21 protein-coding genes are annotated in these 25,620 nt (G+C 69.2%); 8 read left to right on the forward strand and 13 right to left on the reverse strand.

Annotation, left to right across the window (positions count from 1 at the left end):
• Positions 1 to 17 precede the first annotated feature (17 nt).
• The 3 genes from ACWEVS_RS41165 to rph all read right to left on the reverse strand — a co-directional run bounded on the left by ACWEVS_RS41165 (position 18) and on the right by rph (position 5,759).
• Entirely contained in the window at positions 18 to 1,775 is a 1,758-nt protein-coding gene (locus ACWEVS_RS41165; RefSeq protein ID WP_452556269.1) for an alpha/beta fold hydrolase, read from the reverse strand.
• A gap of 337 nt (positions 1,776 to 2,112) precedes the next feature.
• Entirely contained in the window at positions 2,113 to 2,820 is a 708-nt protein-coding gene (locus tag ACWEVS_RS41170; protein WP_452556271.1) for a hypothetical protein, read from the reverse strand.
• 341 nt (positions 2,821 to 3,161) lie between these two features.
• The gene (gene rph / locus ACWEVS_RS41175) at positions 3,162 to 5,759 is read right to left on the reverse strand and encodes a rifamycin-inactivating phosphotransferase (protein ID WP_452556273.1); all 2,598 of its coding nucleotides are present in this window, start codon (positions 5,757 to 5,759) and stop codon (positions 3,162 to 3,164) included.
• Between the two features lie 276 nt (positions 5,760 to 6,035).
• On the opposite strand from rph, the gene ACWEVS_RS41180 reads away from it, so the two are divergent.
• On the forward strand, positions 6,036 to 7,007 hold the full coding sequence (locus ACWEVS_RS41180; RefSeq protein ID WP_452556275.1) for a GNAT family N-acetyltransferase: 972 nt from the start codon (positions 6,036 to 6,038) through the stop codon (positions 7,005 to 7,007).
• A 64-nt stretch (positions 7,008 to 7,071) separates the two neighbouring features.
• The gene (locus ACWEVS_RS41185) at positions 7,072 to 7,635 is read left to right on the forward strand and encodes an ATP-binding cassette domain-containing protein (RefSeq protein ID WP_452556277.1); all 564 of its coding nucleotides are present in this window, start codon (positions 7,072 to 7,074) and stop codon (positions 7,633 to 7,635) included.
• A 56-nt stretch (positions 7,636 to 7,691) separates the two neighbouring features.
• On the opposite strand, the gene ACWEVS_RS41190 is transcribed toward ACWEVS_RS41185, so the two are convergent.
• The 5 genes from ACWEVS_RS41190 to ACWEVS_RS41210 all read right to left on the reverse strand — a co-directional run bounded on the left by ACWEVS_RS41190 (position 7,692) and on the right by ACWEVS_RS41210 (position 13,084).
• Positions 7,692 to 9,221, reverse strand: coding sequence for a carboxylesterase/lipase family protein (locus ACWEVS_RS41190; protein ID WP_452556279.1), 1,530 nt, complete (start codon positions 9,219 to 9,221; stop codon positions 7,692 to 7,694).
• A 290-nt stretch (positions 9,222 to 9,511) separates the two neighbouring features.
• Positions 9,512 to 9,802, reverse strand: coding sequence for a hypothetical protein (locus ACWEVS_RS41195; RefSeq protein WP_452556280.1), 291 nt, complete (start codon positions 9,800 to 9,802; stop codon positions 9,512 to 9,514).
• A gap of 372 nt (positions 9,803 to 10,174) precedes the next feature.
• Positions 10,175 to 12,199 (reverse strand): hypothetical protein, encoded by a 2,025-nt coding sequence (locus ACWEVS_RS41200; RefSeq protein WP_452556282.1) that lies wholly within the window; start codon positions 12,197 to 12,199, stop codon positions 10,175 to 10,177.
• A 91-nt stretch (positions 12,200 to 12,290) separates the two neighbouring features.
• Positions 12,291 to 12,686 carry a hypothetical protein gene (locus ACWEVS_RS41205; protein ID WP_452414740.1) on the reverse strand — a complete coding sequence of 132 codons (396 nt, stop codon included), beginning with the start codon at positions 12,684 to 12,686 and terminating at the stop codon, positions 12,291 to 12,293.
• Positions 12,683 to 13,084 (reverse strand): rhodanese-like domain-containing protein, encoded by a 402-nt coding sequence (locus ACWEVS_RS41210; protein WP_452414741.1) that lies wholly within the window; start codon positions 13,082 to 13,084, stop codon positions 12,683 to 12,685. Before ACWEVS_RS41210 ends, ACWEVS_RS41205 begins: the two co-directional genes overlap by 4 nt.
• A gap of 97 nt (positions 13,085 to 13,181) precedes the next feature.
• Here ACWEVS_RS41210 and ACWEVS_RS41215 point away from each other — a divergent pair, with 97 nt between their 5' ends.
• Positions 13,182 to 15,659: an ATP-binding protein gene (locus tag ACWEVS_RS41215; RefSeq protein ID WP_452556284.1), complete on the forward strand. Its 2,478-nt coding sequence runs from the start codon at positions 13,182 to 13,184 to the stop codon at positions 15,657 to 15,659.
• Between the two features lie 17 nt (positions 15,660 to 15,676).
• On the opposite strand, the gene ACWEVS_RS41220 is transcribed toward ACWEVS_RS41215, so the two are convergent.
• The 4 genes from ACWEVS_RS41220 to ACWEVS_RS41235 form a co-directional block, all read right to left on the reverse strand.
• Positions 15,677 to 16,186, reverse strand: coding sequence for a hypothetical protein (locus ACWEVS_RS41220; protein WP_449919196.1), 510 nt, complete (start codon positions 16,184 to 16,186; stop codon positions 15,677 to 15,679).
• 5 nt (positions 16,187 to 16,191) lie between these two features.
• Complete coding sequence (locus ACWEVS_RS41225; RefSeq protein ID WP_449919193.1) at positions 16,192 to 16,371, reverse strand: hypothetical protein; 180 nt, start codon at positions 16,369 to 16,371, stop codon at positions 16,192 to 16,194.
• Between the two features lie 158 nt (positions 16,372 to 16,529).
• The gene (locus ACWEVS_RS41230) at positions 16,530 to 16,793 is read right to left on the reverse strand and encodes a hypothetical protein (protein WP_452414746.1); all 264 of its coding nucleotides are present in this window, start codon (positions 16,791 to 16,793) and stop codon (positions 16,530 to 16,532) included.
• Positions 16,790 to 17,506, reverse strand: a complete 717-nt coding sequence (locus ACWEVS_RS41235; RefSeq protein ID WP_452556286.1) for a hypothetical protein — start codon at positions 17,504 to 17,506, stop codon at positions 16,790 to 16,792. Before ACWEVS_RS41235 ends, ACWEVS_RS41230 begins: the two co-directional genes overlap by 4 nt.
• A 198-nt stretch (positions 17,507 to 17,704) precedes the next feature.
• Here ACWEVS_RS41235 and ACWEVS_RS41240 point away from each other — a divergent pair, with 198 nt between their 5' ends.
• The 4 genes from ACWEVS_RS41240 to ACWEVS_RS41255 all read left to right on the forward strand — a co-directional run bounded on the left by ACWEVS_RS41240 (position 17,705) and on the right by ACWEVS_RS41255 (position 23,711).
• Entirely contained in the window at positions 17,705 to 18,628 is a 924-nt protein-coding gene (locus tag ACWEVS_RS41240; RefSeq protein WP_452556288.1) for a CHRD domain-containing protein, read from the forward strand.
• Positions 18,629 to 18,828: 200 nt separating this feature from the next.
• On the forward strand, positions 18,829 to 22,440 hold the full coding sequence (locus ACWEVS_RS41245; RefSeq protein ID WP_452556290.1) for a WD40 repeat domain-containing serine/threonine protein kinase: 3,612 nt from the start codon (positions 18,829 to 18,831) through the stop codon (positions 22,438 to 22,440).
• 213 nt (positions 22,441 to 22,653) lie between these two features.
• Positions 22,654 to 23,268: a hypothetical protein gene (locus tag ACWEVS_RS41250; RefSeq protein ID WP_452556292.1), complete on the forward strand. Its 615-nt coding sequence runs from the start codon at positions 22,654 to 22,656 to the stop codon at positions 23,266 to 23,268.
• Entirely contained in the window at positions 23,268 to 23,711 is a 444-nt protein-coding gene (locus tag ACWEVS_RS41255) for a histidine kinase (RefSeq protein ID WP_452556320.1), read from the forward strand. The genes ACWEVS_RS41250 and ACWEVS_RS41255 overlap by 1 nt, the downstream gene beginning before the upstream one ends.
• Here the strand turns inward: ACWEVS_RS41255 and ACWEVS_RS41260 are convergent.
• Entirely contained in the window at positions 23,637 to 24,797 is a 1,161-nt protein-coding gene (locus tag ACWEVS_RS41260; RefSeq protein WP_452556294.1) for an FAD-dependent monooxygenase, read from the reverse strand. The genes ACWEVS_RS41255 and ACWEVS_RS41260 overlap by 75 nt on opposite strands.
• A gap of 94 nt (positions 24,798 to 24,891) precedes the next feature.
• On the opposite strand from ACWEVS_RS41260, the gene ACWEVS_RS41265 reads away from it, so the two are divergent.
• On the forward strand, positions 24,892 to 25,482 hold the full coding sequence (locus tag ACWEVS_RS41265; RefSeq protein WP_452556296.1) for a TetR family transcriptional regulator: 591 nt from the start codon (positions 24,892 to 24,894) through the stop codon (positions 25,480 to 25,482).
• The last annotated feature ends 138 nt before the right edge of the window (positions 25,483 to 25,620 follow it).

Below are 25,620 nucleotides of genomic sequence, written 5' to 3' on the forward strand. Positions count from 1 at the left end.
CCTATGTGGTCACCGCACTAGTCGAACGGGATACCGTCGAAAGTGCCTGACAGGGACGGACGGGTGGAGAATGCTTTCCAGGCCAGCGTTACCTCGTGGGTGCGCCCGCCGGTCTCAGCGCGGAGCGTGGCAGTGGCACGACCGTCAGGCGTGAGCTTGATCGGGCCGCTGACCCGCAGGTCGCGCACGAACCGAACCTCGTCGAGTGTGATGTCCTGGCCGAAGGTGACGTGGCCGCCGCGCAGCCCTGGCTCGTTCTGAAGACTTGGATAGACGTTGCCGTTGGGATTGCGGCGGGCGGTGGCATCCGCGGCGGTGGCGAAGGTGGCCGCGAGCACCCGCCGCTGGGCGATGCCGAGCCTGCGGGCCGGAGACGGCGGCACGTCCCCGACGGTCTGGGGGAAAGCTCCGAGGGCGCGATAGTTCTCGCCGGTGCACTGCTGGTCGATCACCTGCTTGGTGGTCAGGAAAGTGCGCAGCATGCCGCGCACGCAATCACCCATCGGCGATGCTGGAGAGGTCAGCGCATGCGGCCCGAACGGGACCCGCACGACGGTCGCGTTCGGAAAGGCCCCCAGCGATCGGGCCACTTCGGTGGGGCTGTTCATGTCGAGTTCCCCCGCCATCACCAGGACGGGCACGGCGGGCAGTACCTGTCCAGTTGGGCGCGGCGGGCTGTGGCGCGGAGTCGGCCAGTTGATGCACGGCTCCACACTGCCGATCCCAGGGAAGATGTCGGCGATCTGGTACGGCGCCAGCGGACGTACCCGCTCGTAGTAGTGCTCGGCCGCGGCCTGGCGTTCGGCCGCCGACGCCAGCCGGTCGAAGGGGAAGGTACCGTCGCCGCAGCGAAAACCCAGATACCCGGCAAAATTCGGATCGCTGGCCGGTGGAAGCGTCGCGGGGATCAGCCGGGCCAGGCGGTGAAGCGGAGCCGGGTCGCCGCGCAGATAGGCGTCCGCGGCCGCAGTGACCTCCCGGCCGAACACTGGCTCAGACACCCGGCTGAGAGCTGAGGTCTGAAACACCGACACCTGCGGATCGGGCCGTTCCCGCAGCTGGTCCACCAACTGGGTCCAGGTGTCGGAGGCGCTGCCCGGCAGCGTGTCGCACGCCGTCGACCGTTCGCAGACGAGATCGAGTTGGCGGAGGCCGGACCAGTAGTTCTTCCAGCTCGCGTATCCGTCGCGGTTCACTAGCACAGAGCTGTCCAGGAAGATCGCGTCCAGGCTGCCTGGATACCGAGCGGCGTACGCCTGGGCGTACAGGGTGCCGTAAGAGTTGCCGTAGAAACTGACCTTGCCCAGGCCAAGCGCCCTCCGAATCGCTTCGAGATCGTGCGAGGCCTGGTCAGCTGTGAAGTACGCGCCCTGCGGCCCCACGCTCTTGGCGCACGCGGCGATGGTCTCGGGCTTGTCGAGGCCGGCTCCCGGGCAGAGCAGCGGAGAGGACTTCCCCATCCCGCGCGGATCCATGACCAGTAGGTTCTTGCTTTCGAGTACAGGTCCGAGAGCTCGCCGCATCTCGGGGATGGTCGGCAGAGTCCGCCCCGGCCCGCCGAGATTGGCTACCACGGTCCCATTGGCGCCCTTGGCCGGAATCCAGGCGAAGGCCACGGAAATGTTCTCGGAGGGGTTCTCCCAATCGAGGGGGACATCGATGCTGCCGTCGCAGCGCGTGGCCGCATTCGCGCAGTCATGCAGATCGGTCGAAGAGGCCGGAGTGCCGGGCAACAGGGCCGCGGCCAGTGCGAATCCCAAGGCTTTTACGATCATGCCGACAGCTTCGTCTCCCGGGCTCCGGATTTTCTTCGGCCTCGTGGAGGATTCGCTCTGGGAGCCTGCTCCCAGCACCTGTCGGCGACCGTGGGACGATCTCGGCGCGCTGATCAAGGTAAGGACGGCAGCTCACGACGATCGGGCTCACGCTCGGCGTCGGCGTCGAGACGCTGCTCGCCCTTGATCTTCACAGGAGTTTCGTGCCAGCCGATGCAGGCGCTGTTCACCGACCGCCGCCCCGCCGACCTGTCTGTCACGAACTCGCCCGCGTGAGATGACCTAGGTCTCCACCACGCACGGGTCCCCCTGACGACAGGACGGGGACGGCCGACCCTTAGCCGAATAGCGCGATCTTCATGAGCAGCTCGGCAACCTCCTCCTTCAGCTGTGGCGGAAGCATGTCTCCGTTTCTCGAATGCTTACCCTCGTATCTCTTGGGCGCCGCCGACGGCTCCACGCCGGTGTCGTCGATCTCGAAAAACCAGTTACCGTTCCACTTCTGGGTGGTGAACGTGAGATGCGCGCCGGCGACGGTGAAGTTGTCGTTCCTCGCGTCGGAAGGGCTGAGGGTAATGTGGCCGTCGATCCATGTGCCGTCCAGCAGGTATTCGAGACCTTCAAGGAAGCTCTGCCCGCCACCAGAGGTCACCGTGCGCGTATTCACACTTCTGTCCTTCTCGTGGGTTTGCCGAATGGCTTTGAATTCGAAGGCGATGAACTCGAAAGCGACGAACGTCCTGATAGCGTCGGACACTGTTCGCACCCTGGGGGGCCTGGGCTCCATGTCGATCTCCTTGCCGAGCAGGGAGCGGCTTTCACTTGCAGCATTGTCGGCGCCGCCCAGAGGAGTCAATAGGGTGTTTTCCCGTCGATATTCGGCCATGTCGAATGCGCGCCCTTTGCGACATTTGTTGCAGACTTCGTCTCCGAAAATATAGTTAACATTTGGTAGGCGTACATGTCGTGAAATATGGTGATAATCAAGCACCAGATACGCGCGCTCGGCCAGGCCGAGACCGGCGACGCATACAACGCCCTTCATGCGTGCCGAGGAGCTGACTCCGGGACGGTGCACCGCTCGAATATCGAATTACCTGGCCTGAGCTGCGGTTAAGCGGCGTGATGACATTCGCTGATCATGCCCGCGACGACGGGCTTTCGTTCGCCCAGGATCCGCCGATGCCCCCAGGTCGGATTCTCCCGCGCCATCCGCACAATCAGCGCCTTGACCGGCCGGCGGGTGCAAGGCCGACCCGGACGCCGTCTGCCGGTGAAGGTCCACTTCCGCGCCACGAGCGCGATGCCAGCGCAAGGTCATCGCACCAATCCGTCACCGATCGCGTTCCGCGCCCTGGCCGGCGGTCCCGGGTCCGATGCGACGGTTCAGTCGAGGATCTCGACGTACCCGTCGGTGCCGTGAACGCGGATACGCTGCCCGTCCCGGATCAACCGGGTGGCCTGCTCCACGCCCACGACGGCCGGCAGGCCGTACTCCCGCGCGATCACCGCCCCGTGCGTCATCAGGCCGCCTACCTCCGTCACCAGTCCGGCGACGGTGACGAACAGGGGGGTCCAGCTGGGGTCGGTGTAGGCGGTGACCAGAATGTCGCCCGCCTCAAGGTCGGCCCGCGCCATATCCATGACGACACGGGCCCGGCCCTCGACCGTCCCGGCCGAGACCGGGAGCCCGGCCAGCGCGCCGGGCAGGGCGTCGTCACGCCGATACTGGCCAGTGATGACCTCGCCGTCCGAGGTGAGGACCCGGGGCGGGGTGAGCGCCTCGTACGACCGGAACGCCTCCCGCCTTTCCAGAATGAGTTCGGCGTCCACGTCGTTGGTGCGCACGACTTCTTGCAACTCCTGGAACCGGAGGAAGAAGATGTCTTCTTTCTCGCGCAGGATGCCGGACCGGACGAGGCGATCGGCTTCCCGCAGCAGCGCCTGCTTGTAGGCGAAGTAGCGGCTGACCATGCCGTACTTGGGGTACTCCCGGTATCCGGCGAAGGTACGGACGCGGTCGATCATCCGCTTGGTCTCCTCGGCCTTCCGCTCCCCGTCGGGTAGGGCGCGCAATCGCGTCAGCAGCTCCTGTTCTTTCCGTCGTGACTCCTGGCGTCCTTGTTCGAAGCGTCGTTTGCCGGCGCCCGGTTCGGCGTTCTTGATGTTGCCGAGAATGGTGGGCACGAGCGTGGCGGGATTCTCGCTCCAGCGCGTCCTGGTGATGTCGATCTCGCCCGCGCAGCGCATGCCGTACTCGTCGAGGTAGCCCCGGATGGCGTCATGTGCTTCCCGTCCGCCGGCCAGCCCGGCCAGCTCGTTCAAGAAGCCGTCGCCCTGCCGGCCTTCGTCCACGACGTGGTGCAAGAACGCCACGACGTCCGCGTGCGGCCGGATCGTGTCCGCGACATCGAGGAGCGCCAGCCCCATCTCCGACGTGACGTTGTGAGGGACGGATCGCGTGAGCGCGTCGGCCGCGTTCTTCTCGCCCAGCCACGCCTCCAGGTGGTCATTGAGCCACCAGGTCCCCTCCATCCCCGCCATGATCACCTGGAAGCTCCGCGGTTCGAACAGGAGGCGCCTCAGCTCTGCGATGTCGGCCTCTATGAAGTCGAGCAGCGCAGGCCCGGACAGACCCTGGATCGTGCGCCGCAGGGTGGCGACGGACGCCTGATTGTGTCGGACCAGCTGGGTGACGACGGCCGGATCGGTCTCGATCGGGGCGGGTGAGCCACCGGCGGCCGCGGCGCCAGAACCTTCGTCCGGAAGCGAGCGGAGGAAGTCGCCGCGGTCGAGGACGGTCTGTAGCGCGTCCCGCATCAACGGGTCGGACCTCCCCACCATCTCGAGGAGGCTCGCGCGACCCGCGGGCGTCGCCAGGGTGGCGGCTACGTCGACGAACAACCGTCCGCCCGCCTCGTGCATCGGCCGTGGCGTCGTCAGCTGCCAGAAGGAGAGTCCCAGCGGCTTCATCGCATCGGTCATCATCTGCTGGTGACCGACGGAGAGGTAGACGTGATTCTCCTGGTCATCGGTCGTGGGGATGGGGAACAGGGTGGTGATCGGCCGGCTCTGGACGATGTGGAAGTCGTCGCCGACCAGGCACCATTCGATGTCCTGGGGCCGGCCGAAGTGCGCTTCGATTCGCCGACCCAGCCGCACCAGAAGCACGACCTGCGCATCCGTCAAGGCCGGCTGCGTCTGCCGCTGCGGCTCGATCGGCGCCTCCTGGGTACCGCCTCCCGGCGACGCCTGGACGGACCGCGGCTTGGTGGCGACCGATGCGGTGACGACCCGGTCGCCGCGCACCGTGTAGGCGTCCCCGGCGACCAGACCGGAGACAAGCGCCTCGCCGAGCCCCCAACCGGCTTCCACAGTGGCGACCTTCCGGTTCGAGGTCACGGGGTCCGCGGTGAAGAGGATCCCGGCCGCGTCCGGGAACACCATCCGCTGGACGACCACGGCCATCCGTACCTTCCGGTGGTCGAAGCCGTTGTGGCGCCGGTAGGTCACTGCCCGCTCGGTGAACAGCGAGGCCCAGCACCGCCGGACGTGCCGAAGGATCGCCGCCAGGCCGACGATGTTCAGGTACGAGTCCTGCTGGCCGGCGAAGGATGCGGTCGGCAGGTCCTCGGCCGTCGCGCTGGAACGCACCGCGTAGGAGGCTTGATCCCCGAGCCGGGCGAGCGATCCGCTGATCGCCGCCACAAGATCGTCGGGCATCGCGACGCCCTCGATGACGCGGCGTATATCGGCGCTCAGGGTGCGGATCGCCGCGCGGTCGTCCGCTTTCACGCGCGACAGCAGGTCAAGCTGAGCATCGATCGACGGCGCCTCGGCCACGACCCGCTGGAAGGCGTCCGTCGTGACGCAGAAGCCGTCCGGCACACGGATGCCATCGATTCGCGAGAGCTCGCCCAGGTGCGCCCCCTTTCCGCCGACGTCTGCGACATTCGTCGAGTCGAATTGCTCGAAACTCAGCACGTAGCCCAATTCCGTTGCTCCCTCGTTCGTCGAGTTGGTTGGCAACGGCGGCAAGTATGGACCATTTTCCGGCGCCTCATGAGGCGCGCGGATCCGATATAAAATGAAAGTGGCGGGAGGCGGTGCGCGTCCTGACCTGACCTTCCCCCAGGCACCGTGACCGAACTGGCGGCGTTGACCGGTCCGAGCTCGTCACTCGTCGAGGAGCTTTGCGCCTGCCGAAAACTTAGTCCAGCAGGTCGAGTGGCATGCATCTGTTATGTGAATGGGAGTTCCATGTTCGCCACCCCGCTGCGTGGCAATGCCGAGCTGCGTGCGCTCGAGCCGCATCATGCCGAAGAGTTCTTCGCCCACCTGGACCGTGCCCGCGCGCACATCGCCCCCTGGGTGGGCGCGAGCTTCGTCGCGGGCGATCTCGACGCCGCGAGGGTGGTACTCCAGCGCTACGCCGACGGCCAGGCCGCCGACCGGCAGCGCCTGTACGGCATCTGGCTCGACGGCGATCTCGTCGGCGGCACCATGTTCGTCGGCTTCGACCCCGCCCTCGGGGTATGCGAGATCGGCTGCTGGCTCGAGCCCGCCGCGGAGGGACATGGGCTGATCACCCAGGTGGTCCGTACGATGATCGACTGGGCCTTCCGGGTGCGCGGGTTGAGCCGCGCCGAGTGGCGCACCCTGTCCGGCAACGTGCGCAGCATCAACGTGGCCAAGAGACTGGGTATGACCCTCGACGGCACGTTGCGGCGATCCGTCCCTGGCGCCGACGGGCTCCGGCACGACAAGCAGGTCTGGTCCGTGCTCGCCACCGAATGGCCGCAACCCGTCCAACCGGACACAAAGGGCGCCGACGTCAAGGCCGAGCTCGACCAGCTGATGCGCGCCTTCCTCGGCGCGTTCACCAACACCGGCCGGCGTCGGCCGAACCTCGACGTCATCCGTGAGGTGTTCATTCCAGAAGGAACGATCATCAAGAACGTCGGGGCCGAGCCCGTGATCTACGACCTCGAGGCGTTCATCGAGCCACGGGAGAAGATCCTGACAGACGGGACGTTGACCGAGTTCACCGAATGGGAGGTGGCCGAGCGGACCGAGATCTTCGGGTCGATCGCGCACCGCTTCAGCGAGTACCGCAAGTCCGGTTTCCTCAACGGAGAGTGGTTCGAGGGCTCCGGCCGCAAGACCACCCAGTTCGTACGGACGCCCGCCGGCTGGAGGATGAGCTCGATGGCCTGGGATGACGTGCGATGACCTGCCGCGCTTATGAGCGTCGTTGGGCCAGCCGCCAGCGGGTCCGAGGCGGGCCGGGCAATCCGTGGTCAGAGAACGATCTGTCACGCCAGAAGGCAAGGGATCTGCCCAGGGGACTGGACTACCGGGAGAACCTGTAGTTGGCTCGCCGAGCGGGTCGGGCAAGTCCACGCTGATGCACTGCCTGGCCGGACTCGACCAACCCAGCGGCGGCACCGTCACCGTGGCCGGCACCGACCTCGGATCACTCGACGACGACGCGCTCACGATCTTCCGCCGCGAGCACATCGGCTTCGCTAGGCCACCGGCCCGCAGAGCTGTCCGGCGGCCAGCAGCAGCAAGTCCCCTGGCTGTCACTCGGCGTCGGCGTCCTCATCGCCGCCCTTGCCGGACTCCTCGCCGCTGTTCTCCCGGCACGCCGGGCCGCCCGGGTGACTCCGGCCGCAGGGCTATCCCTCGACTGATACGGACCTGGGGTTTCTCGGGTTTGCCTGACCTTGTGGCGAGGAGAAGACCGCCCGTGGTTGCTCGCTGGTCGCTCTTCGGACGCGGAACGGACACACGGTGGATCATCACGCGAGGGCTACCAGCGCGGCAGCTTCAAGCACTGGATCGACGCCCATCGTGACGGTTGCCCCCACCGAGGAAACCGTCACGCCTCTACAGATCGGCGATGGCCGGCGTTCACCGCGCGAGCAGCGGGAGCGCCGGGAAGGTGTGGTCCCGCCACAGCAGCCGCGAGGTCTCTTCCGGGTAGGCGGTCACCCTCGACGGCGCGTCGAAGAGCTGTGCGAGGCGCTGGTCGGCGTCGTACGGAGGCCAGCCAGGGTCGCCGTGAGCGGCGAACGCCGTCCACGCGCTGCGAATCTGCGCGGACAGCTCCTCCGCCACCGGGGAGGGCGGGTCGCCGATCAGCATGGCGGGCTGTCCGCTGCTCAGGTTGCCGAAGACGAGCGGCACGTCCAGGCCGTGGCAGGCGCCGAGGGCACCGCCCAATCCCGGGGCGGACCAGGTCAGTTCGTACAGGTGGACCTGACCGCCGCCGGCGATCTGCGCGTCGGCAAGGTGAAGGCTCGGCATGCGGAACAGCCAGTCCGCGTTGACCAGTTCGTACAGCTCCTCATCGGCCGCGGCCGGGAACGCCTCCCGGTACCGGCGGGCACCGTCAGGGCCGGGGGCGAGCATGTGCAGGGCGGTCTCGGTCTGCTCGTGCGTGACCTGGCCGAGCACGCCGTCGATCAGGCTGAACAACCGGTGCTCGTCACGAGTGTGCCCGACGAGAAGTCCGACGTCCCGGGCGGCGCCGTCAGCCAGCGCCTGCCAAGGGGTTGCCGGCAGGACGTCACCGTCGACAACGGGTGCGAACGGGATCGGCCGGTGTGTGATCTGCCCCCAGCGCTCCCGCCACTGGACCGTCTTGGCGCAGATCGCGTCGCCCACGGCGGGCAGCCGGGCCGGGGCCACCGCCGACAGGTCAGACACCGTGGGCCGTACCCCCAGCTCGGCGGCGCAGGCGGCGGCGATGTCGGCGGCCAGCTCAGGGGAGAAGAACGTCCCCGGCACGCTCTGCGCGACCGCCCGTCGGAAGAGCCCGGCGGCGCGCGGCATGGCCAGCAGTGCGGCGACCGATCCGCCGCCCGCCGATTGCCCGAAGACCGTGACCCGGTCCGGGTCGCCACCGAACGTCCGGATGTTGTCCCGCACCCACTGCAAGGCCGCGACCTGGTCGAGCAGCCCCCGGTTGTCCGGGGCTCCGCCGATCCGCGCGAAACCCTCGATACCGAGACGGTAGTTGAGGGTCACGACCACGGCTCCGTTCCCGGCCAGGTGCCCGGCGTCGTATTCCGGGAGGCTGGAGTTGCCCATGGCGTAACCGCCGCCGGGGATCCACACCATCACCGGGAGCCCCGCCGCCGGATCCAGTTCCGGTGTCCAGACGTTGAGCGTCAACCAGTCGTCGCCGGCAGGGTCCTGGGACGCCCCGAGTACGCCGGACTGCGGGGGTGGCGGGCCGTACGCGACCGCCGGGCGCACACCGTCCCAGCTGCGCACCGGCTGCGGCGCGGCGAAACGGAGGGCGCCGACCGGCGGCTCGGCGAACGGGATGCCGCGGAAGACCGTCAGGCCCGCCTCCCGGCCGCCGCGGAGGACGCCGGCCGCCGTGCGGACTTCCGGCTCGGACTCGGACGGGCTGCTGGATGCGGTGACGGCCATGTGCGGCTTCCTCTCCGTGCTGGCTCGATCGAGCATCCCAGTGCGCGCCGCCTGCGGGCAAAGCATTTCAGGGGCGGCCCCTGTCAATGTGATCGAAGCGGCTGAGCTGGGGCTCATTCTGTGTCGATTTCTCTGTCGTGTTCTGCTGCCGGGTCGTCGTGACTGTGCGCCTGCCGAAAGACTCGTTCAAGCGGCCCGCCGTCGCGCGCCCGTGCGTGGCGTGGACTTGGGATCTGCCGGTCCCGGCAAGAGCGCCCCCGTCGTCGGGCGGGGGCGCCTTCGCGTTGTGATCAGCGGCTACACGAGATGGTGACCGTGGCCACGTAGATGGTCGCGTCGAAGAAGAGGGTCGAGCTGACCTTCCGGCACTGGGTGCTGGTGAACCCCTCGGCGGCGGCCTGCGCGTCGGCGTCGGCCCGGGCCATCGTGACCGCTGCGGGCGGCCTGAGACCGATCCCGTCCCCCTGGAACTCCTGGATCTCTAGGGCGACGGACCGGACGGCGGCCGAGGCCGGGGCGGCGGCACCGGCCAGTGCCATGATGGCCAGGACCGCCCCGATCATGATTCTCCTGAATGACATGTGCTGTCCCTTTCTCTGAAGTGCCTCTCAACAAGGGCGTTCCATGGAGTTCCACGGGGAGGGACGGGCTCTTCGTCGTGTCCGGCGTCCTTGTCTCGATCTCCCACCGGCAGCCACCGCAGCGCGGCGAAGGAGCACGGCCGATCATCCTGCCGCGGCGGATGCGGAGATCCGCGCCCTGCACAACGGGATCTTCGACGGTGGCACGTTCGACTCGAACGGCGCATGCTGATCCAGCGTGTAGCCGATGATCGACAGCGCGCCGGCCGGGAAGTCAGGGCGTGGAGGCGGAGGGCTTGCGGCGTGTGTGTGAGGCGGCGGAGCGGGGTGGCGTGTTCGTCGTCGGGGCAGGTGCGCGCTTCTGCAGCAGGCTCACCTGATAGGTGAGGCGCCATGGGCGGTCGATGCGAGCTTCCTGGAAGCGACCTCCCCCGGCCGGTACACGCACCGCATCCCCGTGTGCACGCTTTCCCGCAGGTGTGCCTCAATCACGTGATCTTTCGCGGCGATCTGCTCCAGAGCCCGGCGGATCGCCTTGCCGACGGCGATCCGGGCCCGCTCAGCGCCGTCCTGGAACGTGCGGGTGCGGCCGGCCAGGCCGGTGGCGCTGCTCAGCTCCGCCATCAGCCACTCGCGCTCGGCGCGTGCTTCCGCGGCGCGATCTTGCCGTCCGGAAGCGCTCAGCTCATCGATGACGTCGCCGAGCTGGGCGAGCCTCGCACGGTACTGCTCGATCGCTGACCGGTCCAGCAGCGCCTGAGCACCACCGGATCGAAGCGCTTGAGCACCGCCGGATCGCAGCGCCTGAGCATCATCGGATCGCAACGTCTGGCCCAGCCCGGACACGCCGGCGACGAGGTCGGCCGAATGTATCTCCTGGCCGGGATTGGCGATCAACACGGCAAGGTGCAGCAGGCCCACACCACCAGCCAACACGATGCTGCGCGTCCCATAGCTCAATCGCCATTTGCCGCCCTGGCGGTGGCAGGTCAGGGTGTCGGACGCCGCCGGACTGGTGTGACCGGGAGGCACCGGGACACCGACCGCCGCCGCGTCGTCGGCCGCATGCGCGAGCTCGGACCGGGCAAGCTCGGCGTCACCAGGACCGTCGCGGCGCGCCAATGCCTGCGCGTACCGCGTCCTGGAGCTGACGACGGCCGGCCAGTGAGCCAGGCCGAGGTTCCGCTGAACCGCGGCACGCAGATGCGCGACAGCAGCATCGAGATCGCCGGTGGTCAGGCACGCGACGCCGAGCGCTTGTTCGGTCGACCCGAAGCAGACCGTCCCGAGGCCGCCCAGCATCGGCAGCGCCGCGAACGGCTTGAGCAGTTCGTACACACGTGCCGCGGTCTCGGTGTCGCTGAGCAGGTAGGCGGCCTCGACCAGCCCGTTCATCGTCACCAGCCAGCTGCTGGACCGAGGAAGGTCGGCGAGGTCACGGCCACGCAGAGAAGCGACCAGGCTGGCCGCCGTTCGCATATCGCCAGATTGTGCGCAGGCCACGGCGAGCGCGGCGTAGCAGGAGTTGTCCACCGCGCTCAGAGCCGGTGAGTGGACCAGCTCGTTGAGCATGGGCAACAGCTCGGGGAGCCTGCCTTCGTACCACCTGATCGCAACCATCTGGCCACCGAGCCAGCCGGTGGCATCGATGTCGCCGGCAGCCGTTCCCCGTGCCGCACACACCCTGGCAAGATCTTCAGCTGCCCTGAGCTTCCCCGCCCGGATCGCGAGCATCACCTCGATGGCGCTCGCGACGAAGCCGACAGCAAGGTGGTTCCGGTCCCGCAAGGATTGCTGTAGCTCGCCGAACCTGCGCAGCGCATGGGGATCGCCGTCCAGGAACATGTTCACGGTCTGCCACAAGGTCGCCATCAGCATGTCGATGCGCCGCGGGCTGCGCGAAGCGGCCTCCAGCATGTCAGCGGCCAGTTCGCGGCGTAGTCCTCCATGATCCGGACCCAGGACGCAGTGGTGCGCCAGGCTTCGGACCTCCGCCCCCGCGATCGGATCCGCCACCGACCTGACCTGGTCGACGAACGAGAGGACCTTCGCGTGCTCGCCGGTTCGGTAGTCGGCCTCGGCGGCCAGTCGGGCGCACACCCGCAGGCCCGTCGCCGAACCTCGCTCCACCATCGGCAGTACCTGCTCCAGCCGAGCTCGCAGCGTCGCCGATGCCGCGAGCGTCCGCCGTTCGTGCACCCAGATCCCACCCATACCCAGGGCTGCCTGTGCCATCGCCTCCGCGTTCGCGCAACGCTCCGCGGCCTGGAACGCGGAATCGAACCGCTGCCGTGCGGACGCGAGGTCCCCGTCGCCGTCCAGCGCTCGGACGGCGAGGCCGAGCAGGCCCTCGACCTCGCCTGAATCCTCGTCAGCGAGTGCGCGCATGAACATCATCAGACGACTCCCGTAGTACGCGCCGAGCCCGGCCCGGCATCACCGGCCGACGCCGACAGCGGTCGAGCACGACGCCTCAAACCGTTGGAGGTCATGCCGGGTCGGGTTCCTGGTCCGGGATGGGCTGGAAACCAGAGCACAGGATGCGCAGCCACATGATTCGTTCGCCGGCGACGGCGTAGTAGACCTGCTGTTCGACCAGGTAGCGAGTGGATCCGGTACGAACCTGCAGGCGGTAGGCGAGATGTTCGCGGTCGCCTACGCGGCCGGTGGCGACGTGCAGGAGACGTTCGATGTCGTCGTCGGGTTCGAACCAGTGACCGAGAATGATCTGGTCGACGACCTCACCAGGGCTGTCGGCGTCCCAGTGGGCTCCAGGGGTGAGGGCCTTGAAGTCGAGCGGGTCGCCGAGCAGGGTGCGCAGCGTGTCGCGGTCCTTGGCGGCGAGAGCCTGCGCGAACCTCTCGCCGAGCGCGTGTCCCGTCACCGACGCTCCTCCTCTGCCTGGAGGGTCACGGGGCGGCCGTGCTCCTTCCACGCCTTGAGGCCTCCGTCGAGGTGGGCGACGCCGGCGTAGCCGAGTTCCTGCAGCACCAGGGCGGCGAGCGCGGAACGGCCGCCTGACGCGCAGTACAGGATGGTCGTGGCGGCGGGGTCGAACTCGGGCCGATGGTAGGGGCTGGCCGGATCGGCCCAGAACTCAAGCATGCCGCGCGGAGCGAGGACAGAGCCCGGAACGCCCCCGTCGCGGGCGACCTCGCTGGGTTCACGCAGATCGATCAGGGTCACCGTGCCGGACTCCAGGGCCTCGGCCACCTCGGCGACCGACAGGTTCCGAACCTGTGCGCGAGCGCGGGTGATCATGTCGGTGACGGAGCTTGCCATAACGTGGTCCTTTCGGGAGGCTCCCGATATCACACGGCATTCTCGAAGCAGGCACATCCGTGCTCAGTACGGAACTTTTCTGGGGGATGATCGCGTCATGGAGGACGCCGCGATACCAGAGGCGTTGCGGAAGGCCGGGGTCACCAGGCGGGAGGCGGAGGTCTTCTGGCTGGTCGGTGAACGGCTGGCGAACCGTGAGATCGCCGATCGGCTCGGGCTGTCCGAGCGGACCGTGGAGAGCCATGTGTCGTCCCTGCTGCGCAAGCTCGACCACGCGGCCAGGAGGGATCTGGTCGAAGGCGCGGCGCGGCTCCGGAAGCGAGCTCACGCCCTGCCCAGGCATCTGTCGTCGTTCGTCGGCAGGGAGCATGAGCTCCGCGAACTCGCCGAGCTGGTCACCGATGACCGCATGGTCACGGTGACGGGGCCCGCGGGCATCGGGAAGACGCGCGTCGCCCTGTACGTGGCTCACGAGGCCGTCGGGCTGCCTCCCGCGCTCCTGGTCGATCTGGCCTCGGTCCCGCCCGGCGGACCGGTCGACCGGGCGTTCGCCGACGCCCTCGGCGTGGGCGGCGACGGCAGGGACCTCGGCCCGCAGATCATCGCCGCGATCCGAGCACGCCCGTGCTGGCTGTTGGTCGACAACTGCGAGCACGTCGTCGACGCCGTCGCGGCCCTGCTGGCCGGTCTGCTGGCGGTGGCCGACGGTCTACGCGTGCTGGCGACCAGCTACGGGCCGCTGGGTGTGAGCGGCGAGGCCGTCTACCAGCTTCCGCCGCTGCCGATTCCCGACGAGGCCGCCGATTCCGGTGAGATCCTGGACTGCGCCGCCGTCCGGCTGTTCACCGACCGCGCGACCGCCGTCGCGCCCGGCCTCACCATCACGCCGGCCGACGCGGCTGTGCTCGCGACGATCTGCCGCCGCCTGGACGGGTTGCCGCTGGCCATCGAACTGGCCGCCGCCCGTACCAGGTTCGCCTCGCCCGCCGAGCTGCTGCGCCTGCTCGACGACCGGTTCGCGCTGTTGACCGATGCGCCGCGTCCCAACCGCCACCGCACCCTTGAGGCGGCCCTGCAGTGGAGCTACGACCTTCTGGACGACGACGAGCGCCTCCTGCTGGACCGCTGCTCGGTGTTCCCCGGCGAGTTCGACTACGACACCGCGATGCAGGTGTTGGCCGCGCCACCGCTCACCGACACCGACCTCACCCGGGTCTTCCCACGCCTGCTGGACCGCTCCATGATCTCCGCCCGCCGCCAGGGCGGGGACACGCGGTACCGCCTGCTCGACAGCGTCCGCCAGTTCGCCCACCACAGGCTGGCCGAACGGCAAGAGCACGAGGAGATCCACGACCGGCACGCCCGCCACCATCTGACGCACGCCGTGTCGATCGTTCCCGCGCTGAGAGGAGGGGACCAGACGGCAGCCCTGCGCTGGTTCACCGACCGCTGGACCGATCTGAGGACGGCCGTGCGACGCGCCCTCGACTCCGGTGACACCGCCGCGGCTTGGGGCTTTCTCGCCGGCGTCGGCACCGGATGGGAGACCCTCGGGGCCCGCGGCGAACTGTTCACCTGGGTGAACGCGCTGCTCGACCGGCCCCTCCCTGAAGGCTCCTTGGGTGTCCGCGCCGCGATCACTTCCTGCCTTCTGCTCTGCTACCAGGACACTGACAAGGCACTCGAGCTGGCCGGCTGGGCGGCGGACCACGCGGCGACCGAGGAGGAGCAGGCGTTGGCCGTCCTGGCGACCGGCTGCGTGGCCGTTCACCGGCCCGCTCCCGCCGAAGCGGCCCGGGCACTCGACGGCGCGGCCGCGGTCTTCGAGCGGCTGGGTGATGACTGGCATCACGCGCTGGCGCTGTCCACGCTCGCGAACGTGGCGGCCGACACCGCGACGGCGGTGGATCGGCTCAGCGCCGCGGCGGCCCTGTTCGGACGGCTGGGCGACCGCGTGAAACGCGCCAACTGTCTCAACTACATCGCGAGCCGGCTGATCCGCGACGAGGTTCGCCTGGCAGAGGCCGAGACCTGCCTGAACGAGGCGCTCGACCTCGCCCTGCGCACCGGAAGCGACCACGAACGCCTCCACGCCCAACTCCACCGAGCCCGCCTCAGCCAGCACCGAAACGACCAAGAGTCGGCGACGGCGCTCTTCACCGATCTCCTCCCGGAGTTCCACCGCATCGGAGACCTCCGCTGCGTGACCTACTGCCTGCTAGGTCTCGGCCGCGCAGCCGCTTCGCACGGCCACCACCGACGCGCGCGACGCCATCTCCGCAAAGGGGTCGACACCGCGATCGCCATCAACGACCACAATCTGATCGCCACCGGCCTGCGGCTGCTCGCCGAGACCGAACACGCCGCCGGCTTCGCCGCCCGATCCGCCCAGTTGCTGGGCGCCGCGACACCCGCCGGCCACGGCGGTGTGGGCGACAGCCACCTGCGGCTCACGCTCCGCGCCGAGCTCGGCGAGGCGGCCTTCACTTCCGCACTCACGGCCGGCCGCGCGACGCCGCCCGCCGAACTGCTCAACACCCTGACGGCTGCGGACGGAGCCGACGCCGATGAGTGAAGGTCCTCCACTGCCCCCTACCGACCCGGATGACCGTGCCAGGGCGAGGCCTCGACGAGGATGTGAGCGAAGGCCGGATCGAAGCCGCGAGCGGTGGAGTGGCTCTTGAGTAGCGGTTTGCCGGTGCCGGAGACCGGTATCCCCAGGGTGTGGGCGAGCATGCGCAGCGTGCGCCGGCCGGCGTCGGTGACGGCGGTTTCGCAGCCGAGCAGGCGCACCGCGACGATCTGTAGCCGCGGTAGCAGCCGGTCCTGGGCCAGCGTCCGGAAGAAGCGTGCCACGACCGGATCGAGCATGTCGATCGGTGTGTCGCCCAGGCGGAGCAGGCGATGGCCACGGGTCGAGTGGCCGATCAGGTCGAGTGTCGCCGGCGAGACGGCCTGGTCGAGGCGGCGTTCGAGGACGTCACGCAGTTCGCTGAGCGAGCCCGCGTGCTGCAGGTTCACGCAGCGCGCGATCCGTCCGGCGAAGAAGGCCTCGGCGCAGTCCGGCGAAGCGATGTTGAGTGAGGCCGGCGGGGCGGGCATGGCCGCTAGTCACCCGCGAAAGGCGGGAGCTTGGGTTCGCTCACGACGAGCAGCGCGGTGGTGACCACGAACGCACCGCTGTCGAACAGCGCGGCCAGGTGCGGGCGGCGGGGTCGGTGCGCGAGGCCGGGGACTGCCGGAGGATCGGCTACCGGTGGCGCCGAGGGGACAGAGTCGGGATGCACGGTTACTCCTTGGCGTGTGGTCGGGATGGTGCGATGGACGGGGGTGGCGGGCCGGTGCGAGGTACGGAATCACGCGCCAGGCCGGGAACCCTTGGCAGGGCGCCGATCACCACGTGGGACATGTGCCTGTGGGACTCGGTATCCGTCTGGTCACCCCGCTAGTCACCGGCGCAGTCCGGCCATTTCACCGCGTTGAGCGCGCCGGCCATCAGCGTGGAAACGCACTCCTCACCGGCCACGACGGCGGCGGGGCGCGGGGCGCCGGAAAGCTCGGGCCCGGGCAGGACCGTGGCCGGCGGGGTGACGTTGAGTGCGACGGCGGCGGTCACCGGCAGGGCGGCGGTCAGCAGCGCCCCGGACCACGACCGGCGGGGTCGATCGGCGGTTGTGTGAGATGCGGAAGGGTTGGGTTCGTTGTTCATCGCGAATCCTCTGGGTCCGGGCAATCGTGGGGTAGCCGGCCGCTGATCAAGAACAGCGCGCCGTGTTTGGGTGCGTCGTCGACGCCGATCGTGGTCAGGCTGGCTGGTCCGGCGTCACACTGCTCCGCGGAGCGGAGATCCAGCCACATCGTGATCGGGCGGACGCCCGGATGCTGCGACGTGCCCGGCGGGTAAACCGCCACGCGCGCCAATGAGCCTTGCTCCTGAAGGATTTCGGCGTGGTGACCGGTGTAGCGATTGCCGGCCCGCGGGTCGTCCAGGTGCGGCCAGTAGACGGCGGTCATGTACTCATGCCGGTGCCCGCTCACCCCCACCGGAGGGCACGCTGGACGCAGGGCGTGGGGAAGTGACTCCACGAAACCGTGCTCGAGATAGACCGCACCGGCGATGTGCACCTCCGGCCAACGCGGGCCGAGTGTCGTGCCGCTCGTCATGCCGTTTGGCCCGGTGAAGCAGTCATCGACCTGCACGTCATCCCAGGCGATCTGTTTCGCGGCGGCGGCCGAGGGAGTTCGGGCGAGATCGATCTCGATGAGCCGGTTCGGGGCGAAGCCGTGATCGACTGGCTCCTCCGCCCAGAAAGCACAACGTGTCTCGCCGTCGATCCGCCCCAGAAAACCCCCGGTCCCATAAAAGACACATCGCATCGCAGCCGCCTCTCCGCCTGTGCGTGGATCTCGTTCCACGCCCACCTGCCTCACTCCCTGAGGCGTTCCGTCCCGTTCCTGCGAACGGAGCGAGACGGCACCGCCGACCGGCATGGGTGTCCCGCGCCGGCACATAGACGGAACACGGCTTCCGCGTGCTGCGGATCTGTCCTGGAACGAGATGGAACGCCGATGTCCACGAAGGCGGCGTCAGGTGCGTCGCCACATCGAAAAGGATTTGAGATGCACGTCCTTCAACGGATACGGCCGGCAGCGGTAGGTGCCGCGCTGGCACTGGCGGCCGGCGTGATCACGAGCACGGGCACGTCCGCCATCGCGGCGTCCTCCACGGCCGACGAGGGGACGGTTCACCTCGTGGCGAGCCTGCTGGGCCGCAACGAGATACCGGGCGCCGACGGTGCCGTCGGCGACCTGGACGGCCGGGCCGTCGAGGTCATCACGATCAAGGGCTCGACCCTCACCTACACCGTGCGGTGGCAGGGCATCGACGTGCCGACCGCGGCGCACATCCACGCGGGGGTGGCGGGTGCGAACGGCGACGTCAAGGTTCCGCTTTTCGCGTCCGACCAGTTCGGCTACGTGGCGAGAGGCTCGGTGACGGTCGACGACGGTGACCTGCTGGCCGCTCTGACCGCCGACCCGACCTCCTTCTCCACCGACCTGCACACGAACGGGTTCCCCGGCGGGGCCGTACGAGGTCAGCTGCACAGGGTGAGCCAGCCGGTCGGCGAGGACGGGCCGAAGGTCGACGTCGCCCCCGTGATCAGGGGCAAGCAGATCTACGCGTGCACGAGCCAGGACAACGGCGCGTTCGCCTTCACGCAGCACGACGTGTCCGCCCTGCTCAACGGTGACATCAAGCACTCGTTCGTCGAGCCGAAGGCGGGGCCGCCGCAGTGGGTCGCGCCGGACGGCAGCGCCGTCACCGGCACTCTCCTGCTCAGGACGCCCAACGGGACCGGCAACATCCCGGAGCTCGAACTGCGTGCCACCCAGACCGGAGGCGACCAGGGCCGACTGGCGCAGGCCGTCGAGGTGATGCGGCTCAACACCGTCGGCGGGGTCGCGCCCAGCGGTCCCTGTGACCCGAAGGCCACGCCGATCGCCAAGGTCCCCTACCAGGCCGACTACCTGTTCATCAGGTAGCCGAGCGCCGGGCCGTACTCCCCGTCAATCGCAGGCCTGTCCGCACTGTGTCGTGCGGTTCGTCGGCGATGACCGGATCGGCCTCGGCGACGCGGGCCGGGACTCGCCGGATGGCCTTGCCTACGGCGATCCTGGCCCGCCCCTGCCACTGGCGTCAGGCGAGTTGCGGCCACACGTCCGTTGATGGACTCTCTAAGATCATGAACGATCCTCAGCTCGTCGGACCCTACGTCATCGCGCGCCGCCTGGGCAGTGGCGGACAGGCCGTGGTGTACGAGGGGTACGGTGCGACCGGCGAGCGGGTAGCGATCAAGGTATTGCACTCCGAGGCGGGCCTGGGCAGGCCCGCCGCCAAGGAGATCGCGGCCGCACGCCGGGTGGCGCCGTTCTGCACGGCCCGCGTTCTCGACGCCGATCTGGAAGGGGCGCGGCCGTATATCGTCAGCGAGTACGTCGACGGTCCAAGCCTTCGTGAGGCCGTCACCCGCGACGGCCCCTATTCCGGCGATGCTCTGCGCCGCCTGGCGATCGGGATCGCCACGGCGATGGCCGCCATCCATGACGCGGGAGTGGCCCACTGCGATCTCAAGCCGGACAATGTGCTGCTGGGCCCGGACGGGCCACGTGTGATCGATTTCGGTATCGCCCGCATCGTCGACAACTCGCTGACCGCCTCGCGCGGCATCATGGGCACGCCCGGATACATGGCTCCCGAACTGTTCTCGGGCGGTCTGCCCACCGCCGCCGCTGACGTGTTCGCCTGGGGCGCGGTCATCGTCTATGCCGCCACGGGCACGGCGGCGTTCTCCGGACAGCATGTCGCCGCGGCCATCAACGGCGTGCTCCGCAAGGAAGTCGACCTGAGCGCGGTGGCCGAGCCGTTGAAGAGTCTGGTGTCCGCCACCCTTGCCAAGGACCCCGCAGCCCGGCCCACCGCACGCGAGTTACTGCTCGGCCTGGTCGGGGCGGCCGAGAACGGTGGCCTGCTCCAGGCCGGCAGCCGGGCGGCGGCCGAGGTTCGAGGGAGGACGGCCGACCCGCACCTCGGCGAGCAGGCCCAGCACGCCTTCGAGCGGCTGTCCCCGGACAAGCAGAGCGTGGCCGACCAGCTCCTGCTGCGCATGGTCAACGGAGACGGCTCCCTGAGCAGTGTCGATCCCGATGAGCTGGGCCGAGCGACGATCGAGCCGGTCGTGTCCGCGCTGACCGCCGGTGGCGTGGTCCATGTGCGCGACGGCGACATATGCCTGGCCCATCCCGCGCTCGTCCAGGCCTGGCCCCGGCTACGCACACTGATCGCCGAGGAGGGCCCTGGGCTACCCGTCTACCAGCGGCTGCGTGAGGCCGCGCGGAACTGGAACGGGCACGGCCGCCGAGAGAGCGACCTGTACCAGGGAGTGGCGCTCGACCAGGCGACCGCCTGGGCCGCCGCCGGCCGCCGCCGCCTGCAGCTGGCCTCGGTGGAGCGGGCGTTCCTTTCCGGCAGCGCGGGACTGACCCAGCGACGGTTACGGCGCCGCCGCGTGATCTCGATGACGCTGGCCGTCCTGCTCGTCGCCACGGCGACGTTCGCCGGGCTGATGGAGCTCAGCCGTCGCGAGGTCCAGCGTCAACGCGATGACGCTGTGGCCAGGCAGCTGGCGGCCAGAGCGGAGACCCTGCGGGAGTCGGACCCCGCGGCCGCGCTGCTGCTGAGCGCCGCTGCCGCCACAACTGCCGATCTTCCCGATACGAGGAGGGCGCTGCTCGGCTCCCTGGCACAGCCGAGCCTGACCCGTGGGACCACGCGGGCCATAGGACTCGGCCAGGACGGCAGGTCGCTCGTCGAGATCAAGGACGGCGCCGCGGTGATCTCCGACGCCGTCACCGGGCGGATCCTCGCCCGGGTCCCTGGGGTCGAGCACAAGGTCAAGGTGCGGGTCGCCTTCCTGTCCACCGACCGGCGCTACCTGGCCACAGCCGAATGCAAGGACGCGTACTGCAACTACGGACCCGTGGTGACCATTCGGCGCACCGCGGACGGCGAACAGGTGGGCGGCCCCGTCGCGTGGGACGACGGCGTGCTGGATCGCAACGACCTGAGATTCGACGGCAGGGGCCGGCTGCTGCGCAAAGCCACATGCGGCAAGTCCGCCGTGTTCGCGGGGCCACGCCACCCGGGCACGATGGTCGGTTGTACAGCGGGGTCGTCCATCGGCATCTCGGACGCGGGTACCGGGCGGATCGTCTCCCTTGAGAAGATCGGGGGATCCGAGGACCGCTTCCGCTTCGCGCAGCTGAGCCCGGACGGGCGGCTGCTGGCCGTACAGCGGGACTCCATGAGCGTCGACGCGGACCCCCGGACCTACTTCGTCGACGTGTGGACGGTGCGCAAGGGAGTGCTCGGCCGGCATGTGGGCAGGGCCGCCTTCCCGCTGCATGAGACGCCGGTGATGAACTCCGGCGCGAACGAGTGCTGGCCGGAGCGGCTGGCCTTCGACGCCTCGGCGAAAGTGCTCGCAGGTGAGCTGTGCGGCCAGGTCGTCATCTGGGGACGGTCCACCAGCCTCGAACTGTCTCCCACGATGCCCGTCGCGGGACCCGAAGACCCTTGGCGGCCGATGGACGTCCTGCAGACGTTCGAGCATCCGGTCGGCTCCGCGATCGCCTTCAGCCCCGACGGCGACCTGTTCACCATGATGAGCGACGGCGAGGTGCGCATCGTGGACGCCCGCCCGCTCACGCGCCCCGGTTCACGCGTGGGTTCGGTCAAGTCGGCCGCTCTCAGCAACGACGGACGGCTGCTCGCCGTCATGGACGACTCCAAGCTACGGATCATGGAAGCGGACACCGGACGCGTTGTCCACGCGTTCCGCGAGCCATGGGTGAGTCCGGACTTCTCCGCCGTCATCCAGGGCATTTACCGGCCCCCGCTACGCTTCTCCCCCAATGGACGCCTGCTGGCGGTCCACGGTGACGGAGCCGAAGTCGTGCTGATCGACACAGCCGCCGGGAAGGTGCGCGCCAAGTACACGCTCGACCACGAACGTCCGATCTCCTCCTCCGGCAGCGGCGAGATCCTGGCTCTGGATTTCTCTCGGGACGGCTCATCGCTGGCCGCGGCCGTCGTCGTCGCCGACGAAGACTCGGCGGACAACGGCTTCAGCATTCGCGTATGGGACACCCGCACCGGCCGCCAGAGCGCGAAGGTGGATCAGGTGTTCGCCGAGACCCTGGCCTTCTCGCCGGACGGCGCGAGCGTCGTCGTCGGCCACCCGGACAACGGGGTCTGCGTGATGGACCTGGCGACGGAACCGACCTGCCAGCGCACGGAAGCCTTGGGCTTCCGCATGCCAGGCTATTCGACGGAGAACCTCGGATTCACTCCCGACGGCCGGCACGCCCTGCTCCGGGTGGCCGACGGTTCTGTGACGCTGTGGGATCCTGCACTACGGCAACCGTCCGGGCCGGTGATGCGGGGCCACACCGAGGCCTGGATCGCCACGGCGGCCTTCAGCCCCGACGGTAAGACCCTGGCCACAGGCGGCTACGACAACACGGTCCGGCTGTGGGACGTCGGCACCGGAACTCCGATCGGGCCTGCTTTCCAGCATGACGGCGACGTGCTGGCCGTCGCGTTCGGCGACGGCGGCCGGGCGCTGCGCAGTGTCGACGCCTCCGGCGGTGTTCACACCTACCCGCTCAGCCTCAAGCAGGCGTTGACCGCGGTGTGCGCCAAGGCGGGGCGAACGCCGTACCCGGCCGAACGTGGCCTCTATGGCCTGCCCTCCGGGAGCGGGTGCGACAAGCCGGCTGCGGGTGCGGCGCAGTAGCCAGTGTGCGCCGTGGTCGCGCAGGGGTGAAACGGCTCGCGCTGGGTGAGCGCGTGTACGTTGAGTTACCTCATCGCTTGCCGCTCTCGGGAGCCCGTCCGGCGCGGCGGATCCCTCTTGAGAGGGATGGGGCAGTTCACTCGCCTCGGCGATGTCCGTAAGGCCGCGCGAAACCAGGATGGGGGAGGTCATCGCAGCTAAGGAGTCAACGAGATGAACCCCCGCATCGCCTTCGTCGCCGCCCCCGTCCTCACCTTCACCTACGGCGTGATCCGCATCCTGGACGGCCTGGACGGCAGCCGTGGTCCCGGGCTCGCCTGGACAACCGGGCACCTGGCCTTCATCGGCGCTCTGGTGTTCTTCGCCATGACCTTCCATGAGATGCGGAGGCTGGCCGGTCGTGGACGGCTGGCCAGCGGGCTGGCCTTCGCCGGATATGTCGGTATCGCCACGCTGATCGCCCAGTTCGCCATCGACATCGTCATCGGGTTCCGGTCAGCCGACCACGCCGCGATGGGCGTGCTGTTCGACCAGGTGCAGGCGGTTCCCGGGGTCCAGCAGGTGATCTACGACTTCGGGCCGCTGTTCTTCTTCGTCGCCCAGATCGGCCTGGTACTCCGGCTTGCGGTCCAGCGCCGCGTCAAGGCCTGGACGCCCGTCCTGGTGATCGTTGATGTCCTGGTGCCGTTCGTGGAGAAGGACCTCATGCCGCTGGGCGCCGCCTTCCTGTTGATCTCCTACCTGGCGCTGGCCCGGGTGTCCCGCGCGTCGCGTCTGGCTGAGGCCCGGCACCGCGTGGTCGAGCCTGCCGTACCGGCTTCTGTGTGATGAATGGAGAAGGCCGGATCGCGTCCCTCCTCAAGCGGGTGCGTGCCGTCCCGGCACGCCGGCTCGACCTGGCCGCGGAACGCGAGCGGGCGCGCATCGCCAAGGACATGCACGACGTCCTCGCCCACGCGGTCAGCCTCATGGTCGTCCAGGCCGAAGCCGGGCCGGTCGTGGTGCGCGGCGATCCCGACCGGGCCGAGGCCACGTTCGACGCGGTCGCCGCCTCGGCGCCGCTCGGGGTCGCTCGGGGTCGCTCGGGGTCGCGGCATGAGGAGTTCGCGCGTCGTCATCGCCGACGACCGGGAACTCGTCCGGGCCGGGTTCGCATGATCCTCGACGCCCAGCAGAACCCCGGGTCGGCCGGCCTCTCACTTGTGGTGAATGCGGAGCCGGTTCCCCAGCCAGCGGGTGACCGGCGGCAGGGTGCTCAGGCGCAGGGGTAGGTCTCGCTTCAGCAGGTCGAGCCGGCTGGCGGGGGCGTGGGTTCCGCTGTTGCGGCGGCCCATCGCCTGGCGTTCCTCCACCTCCGGACGCAGCCGGGCCTCCCAGTCGCGCAGGGCGGTGGGCAGGTCGCCGGGCTGCCGCTGGAGGGCCGTCCCGAGTTCGTAGGCTCCCGCGACAGCCAGCGAGGAGCCGTAGCCCGCGAAGAGGGTGACACACCAGGCGGCGTCCCCGAGAAGCACCACCCGCCCGTCGCTCCACCGGCCGGCGACGATCTGGCTGACGCTGTCGAAGTAGAGCCGGTCGGCGGTCAGTTTCCGGATCACGTCCGGCGCGGTCCATGGGATGTCATGGAAGACCTCCGCCAGGGCCCGCAGCGGATCCTTGGCCAGTTCGGCGGCCGGGTCGGGGGTGCCGTAGGTGAAGAAGGCCGCGGTCCTGCCGGGGCCGAGGTTGGCGATCGTGAACAGGTGGCCGATCCGGGTGACGGTGGTGAAAGCGCGTTCGGGCGCGCCGTCAGGAAGGTGATCCAGCGTCGTGGCGGCGATGACGTGCCCGAGGTCGCGGCGGAACCGGTTCTCCGGGCCGAAGACCAGCTCGCGCACCTTCGAGTGCAGCCCGTCGGCGCCCACCAGCAGGTCGGCCTCGACCGTGGTGCCGTCGTCGAGTTCGACGCGGACGCCGCCGGCGTGCTGCTCCACCGCGGTGAGCGTGGTCCCGAACCTGATCGGCACGTTCTCCTCGACCTGCTCGTACAGTGCCGCCTCGATGTCGCCGCGCATCAGCGTGAGGCCGCGCTCCCCGAGCAGGGTCCGCACCGTATGGTTCGGGACGGTGAAGCGGTGCCGGCCATCAGGCTTGAGGTAGGCCATGGCGACCGCGCCAGAACAGCGCTCGCGCAGCGCGGGCAGGACGCCCATGCGCTCGGCGGCGTCGTAGCCGCGCCCGAAGAACGCCACCACGTACCCGCCTGTTCTGCGGGCCGGAGCCCGCTCGACCACCAGCGGTTCCCAGCCGATCTGGTGCAGCCGCAGCGCGGCGGCGAGCCCGGCGATTCCTGCTCCGACGATGACGGCCTTTCCTGCCATGTTCCTCAGCCTCCTCGCAAGAATGAGCATGTGCTCATATAGCATGAGCACATGCTCATTCTTTGTAAAGACGGTTCCGGTAGATTGGCTGGTCATGTCCCCGCGTGGTGTTGCGATCCCTGATGTACGACAGCAGCTCTTCAACGCGGCAGAGCGCGTACTGCTGCGCGAGGGCCCGGCCGGCCTGACTGGACGCGCCATCACCAAGGAGGCCGGGTGCGCCACCGGCCTGCTCTACAACCACTTCGCCGACCTGGACAGCTTCCTGGCCGCGCTGCTCCTCGATCGCGCGGCCCGGACGGGCGAGAGCCTGGCCGGCCTGCCTGGGCTGGCGGGCACGGGCCGCGTGGTGGACAACCTCCTGGACGCCGTCGAGACGTTGTTCGCGAGCAACCTGCTCGCCCTCGCCGGGCTCGTCATGGCCAGGCCGTCCCTCATTCCCCGGCTGGGCGACGCACTCGCCGACGGCACCTTGCACATGGATTCCGGCGAGCGCGCCTTCGCCGCCTACCTCCGCGCCGAACGCGAACACGGCCGCGTCCAGGCCGAAGCCGACGTGGACTCGCTCGCACTCGCCCTGGTGGGGACCGCGCACCATCTCGTGCTGAGCCACACTCCCGACCTGCGCCGGCGCATGCACAGGGTGACCACGGCCCTGATCGCGGGCGTCCAACCGACGATCTAGCGAGGCGCGGACCTGGCGCAGGCGTGGAGGCCCGGCGCAGCCGCAGAGCCAGGTTCGCTCCCTGGCATCGCGGCCCCGTGAGGAGCAGGCTCCAACGCGGCGATCGAACGGATTTGAGAGGGCTTTAACCACGTGAGT

The sequence above is a fragment of the Nonomuraea sp. NPDC003754 genome (assembly GCF_053605785.1).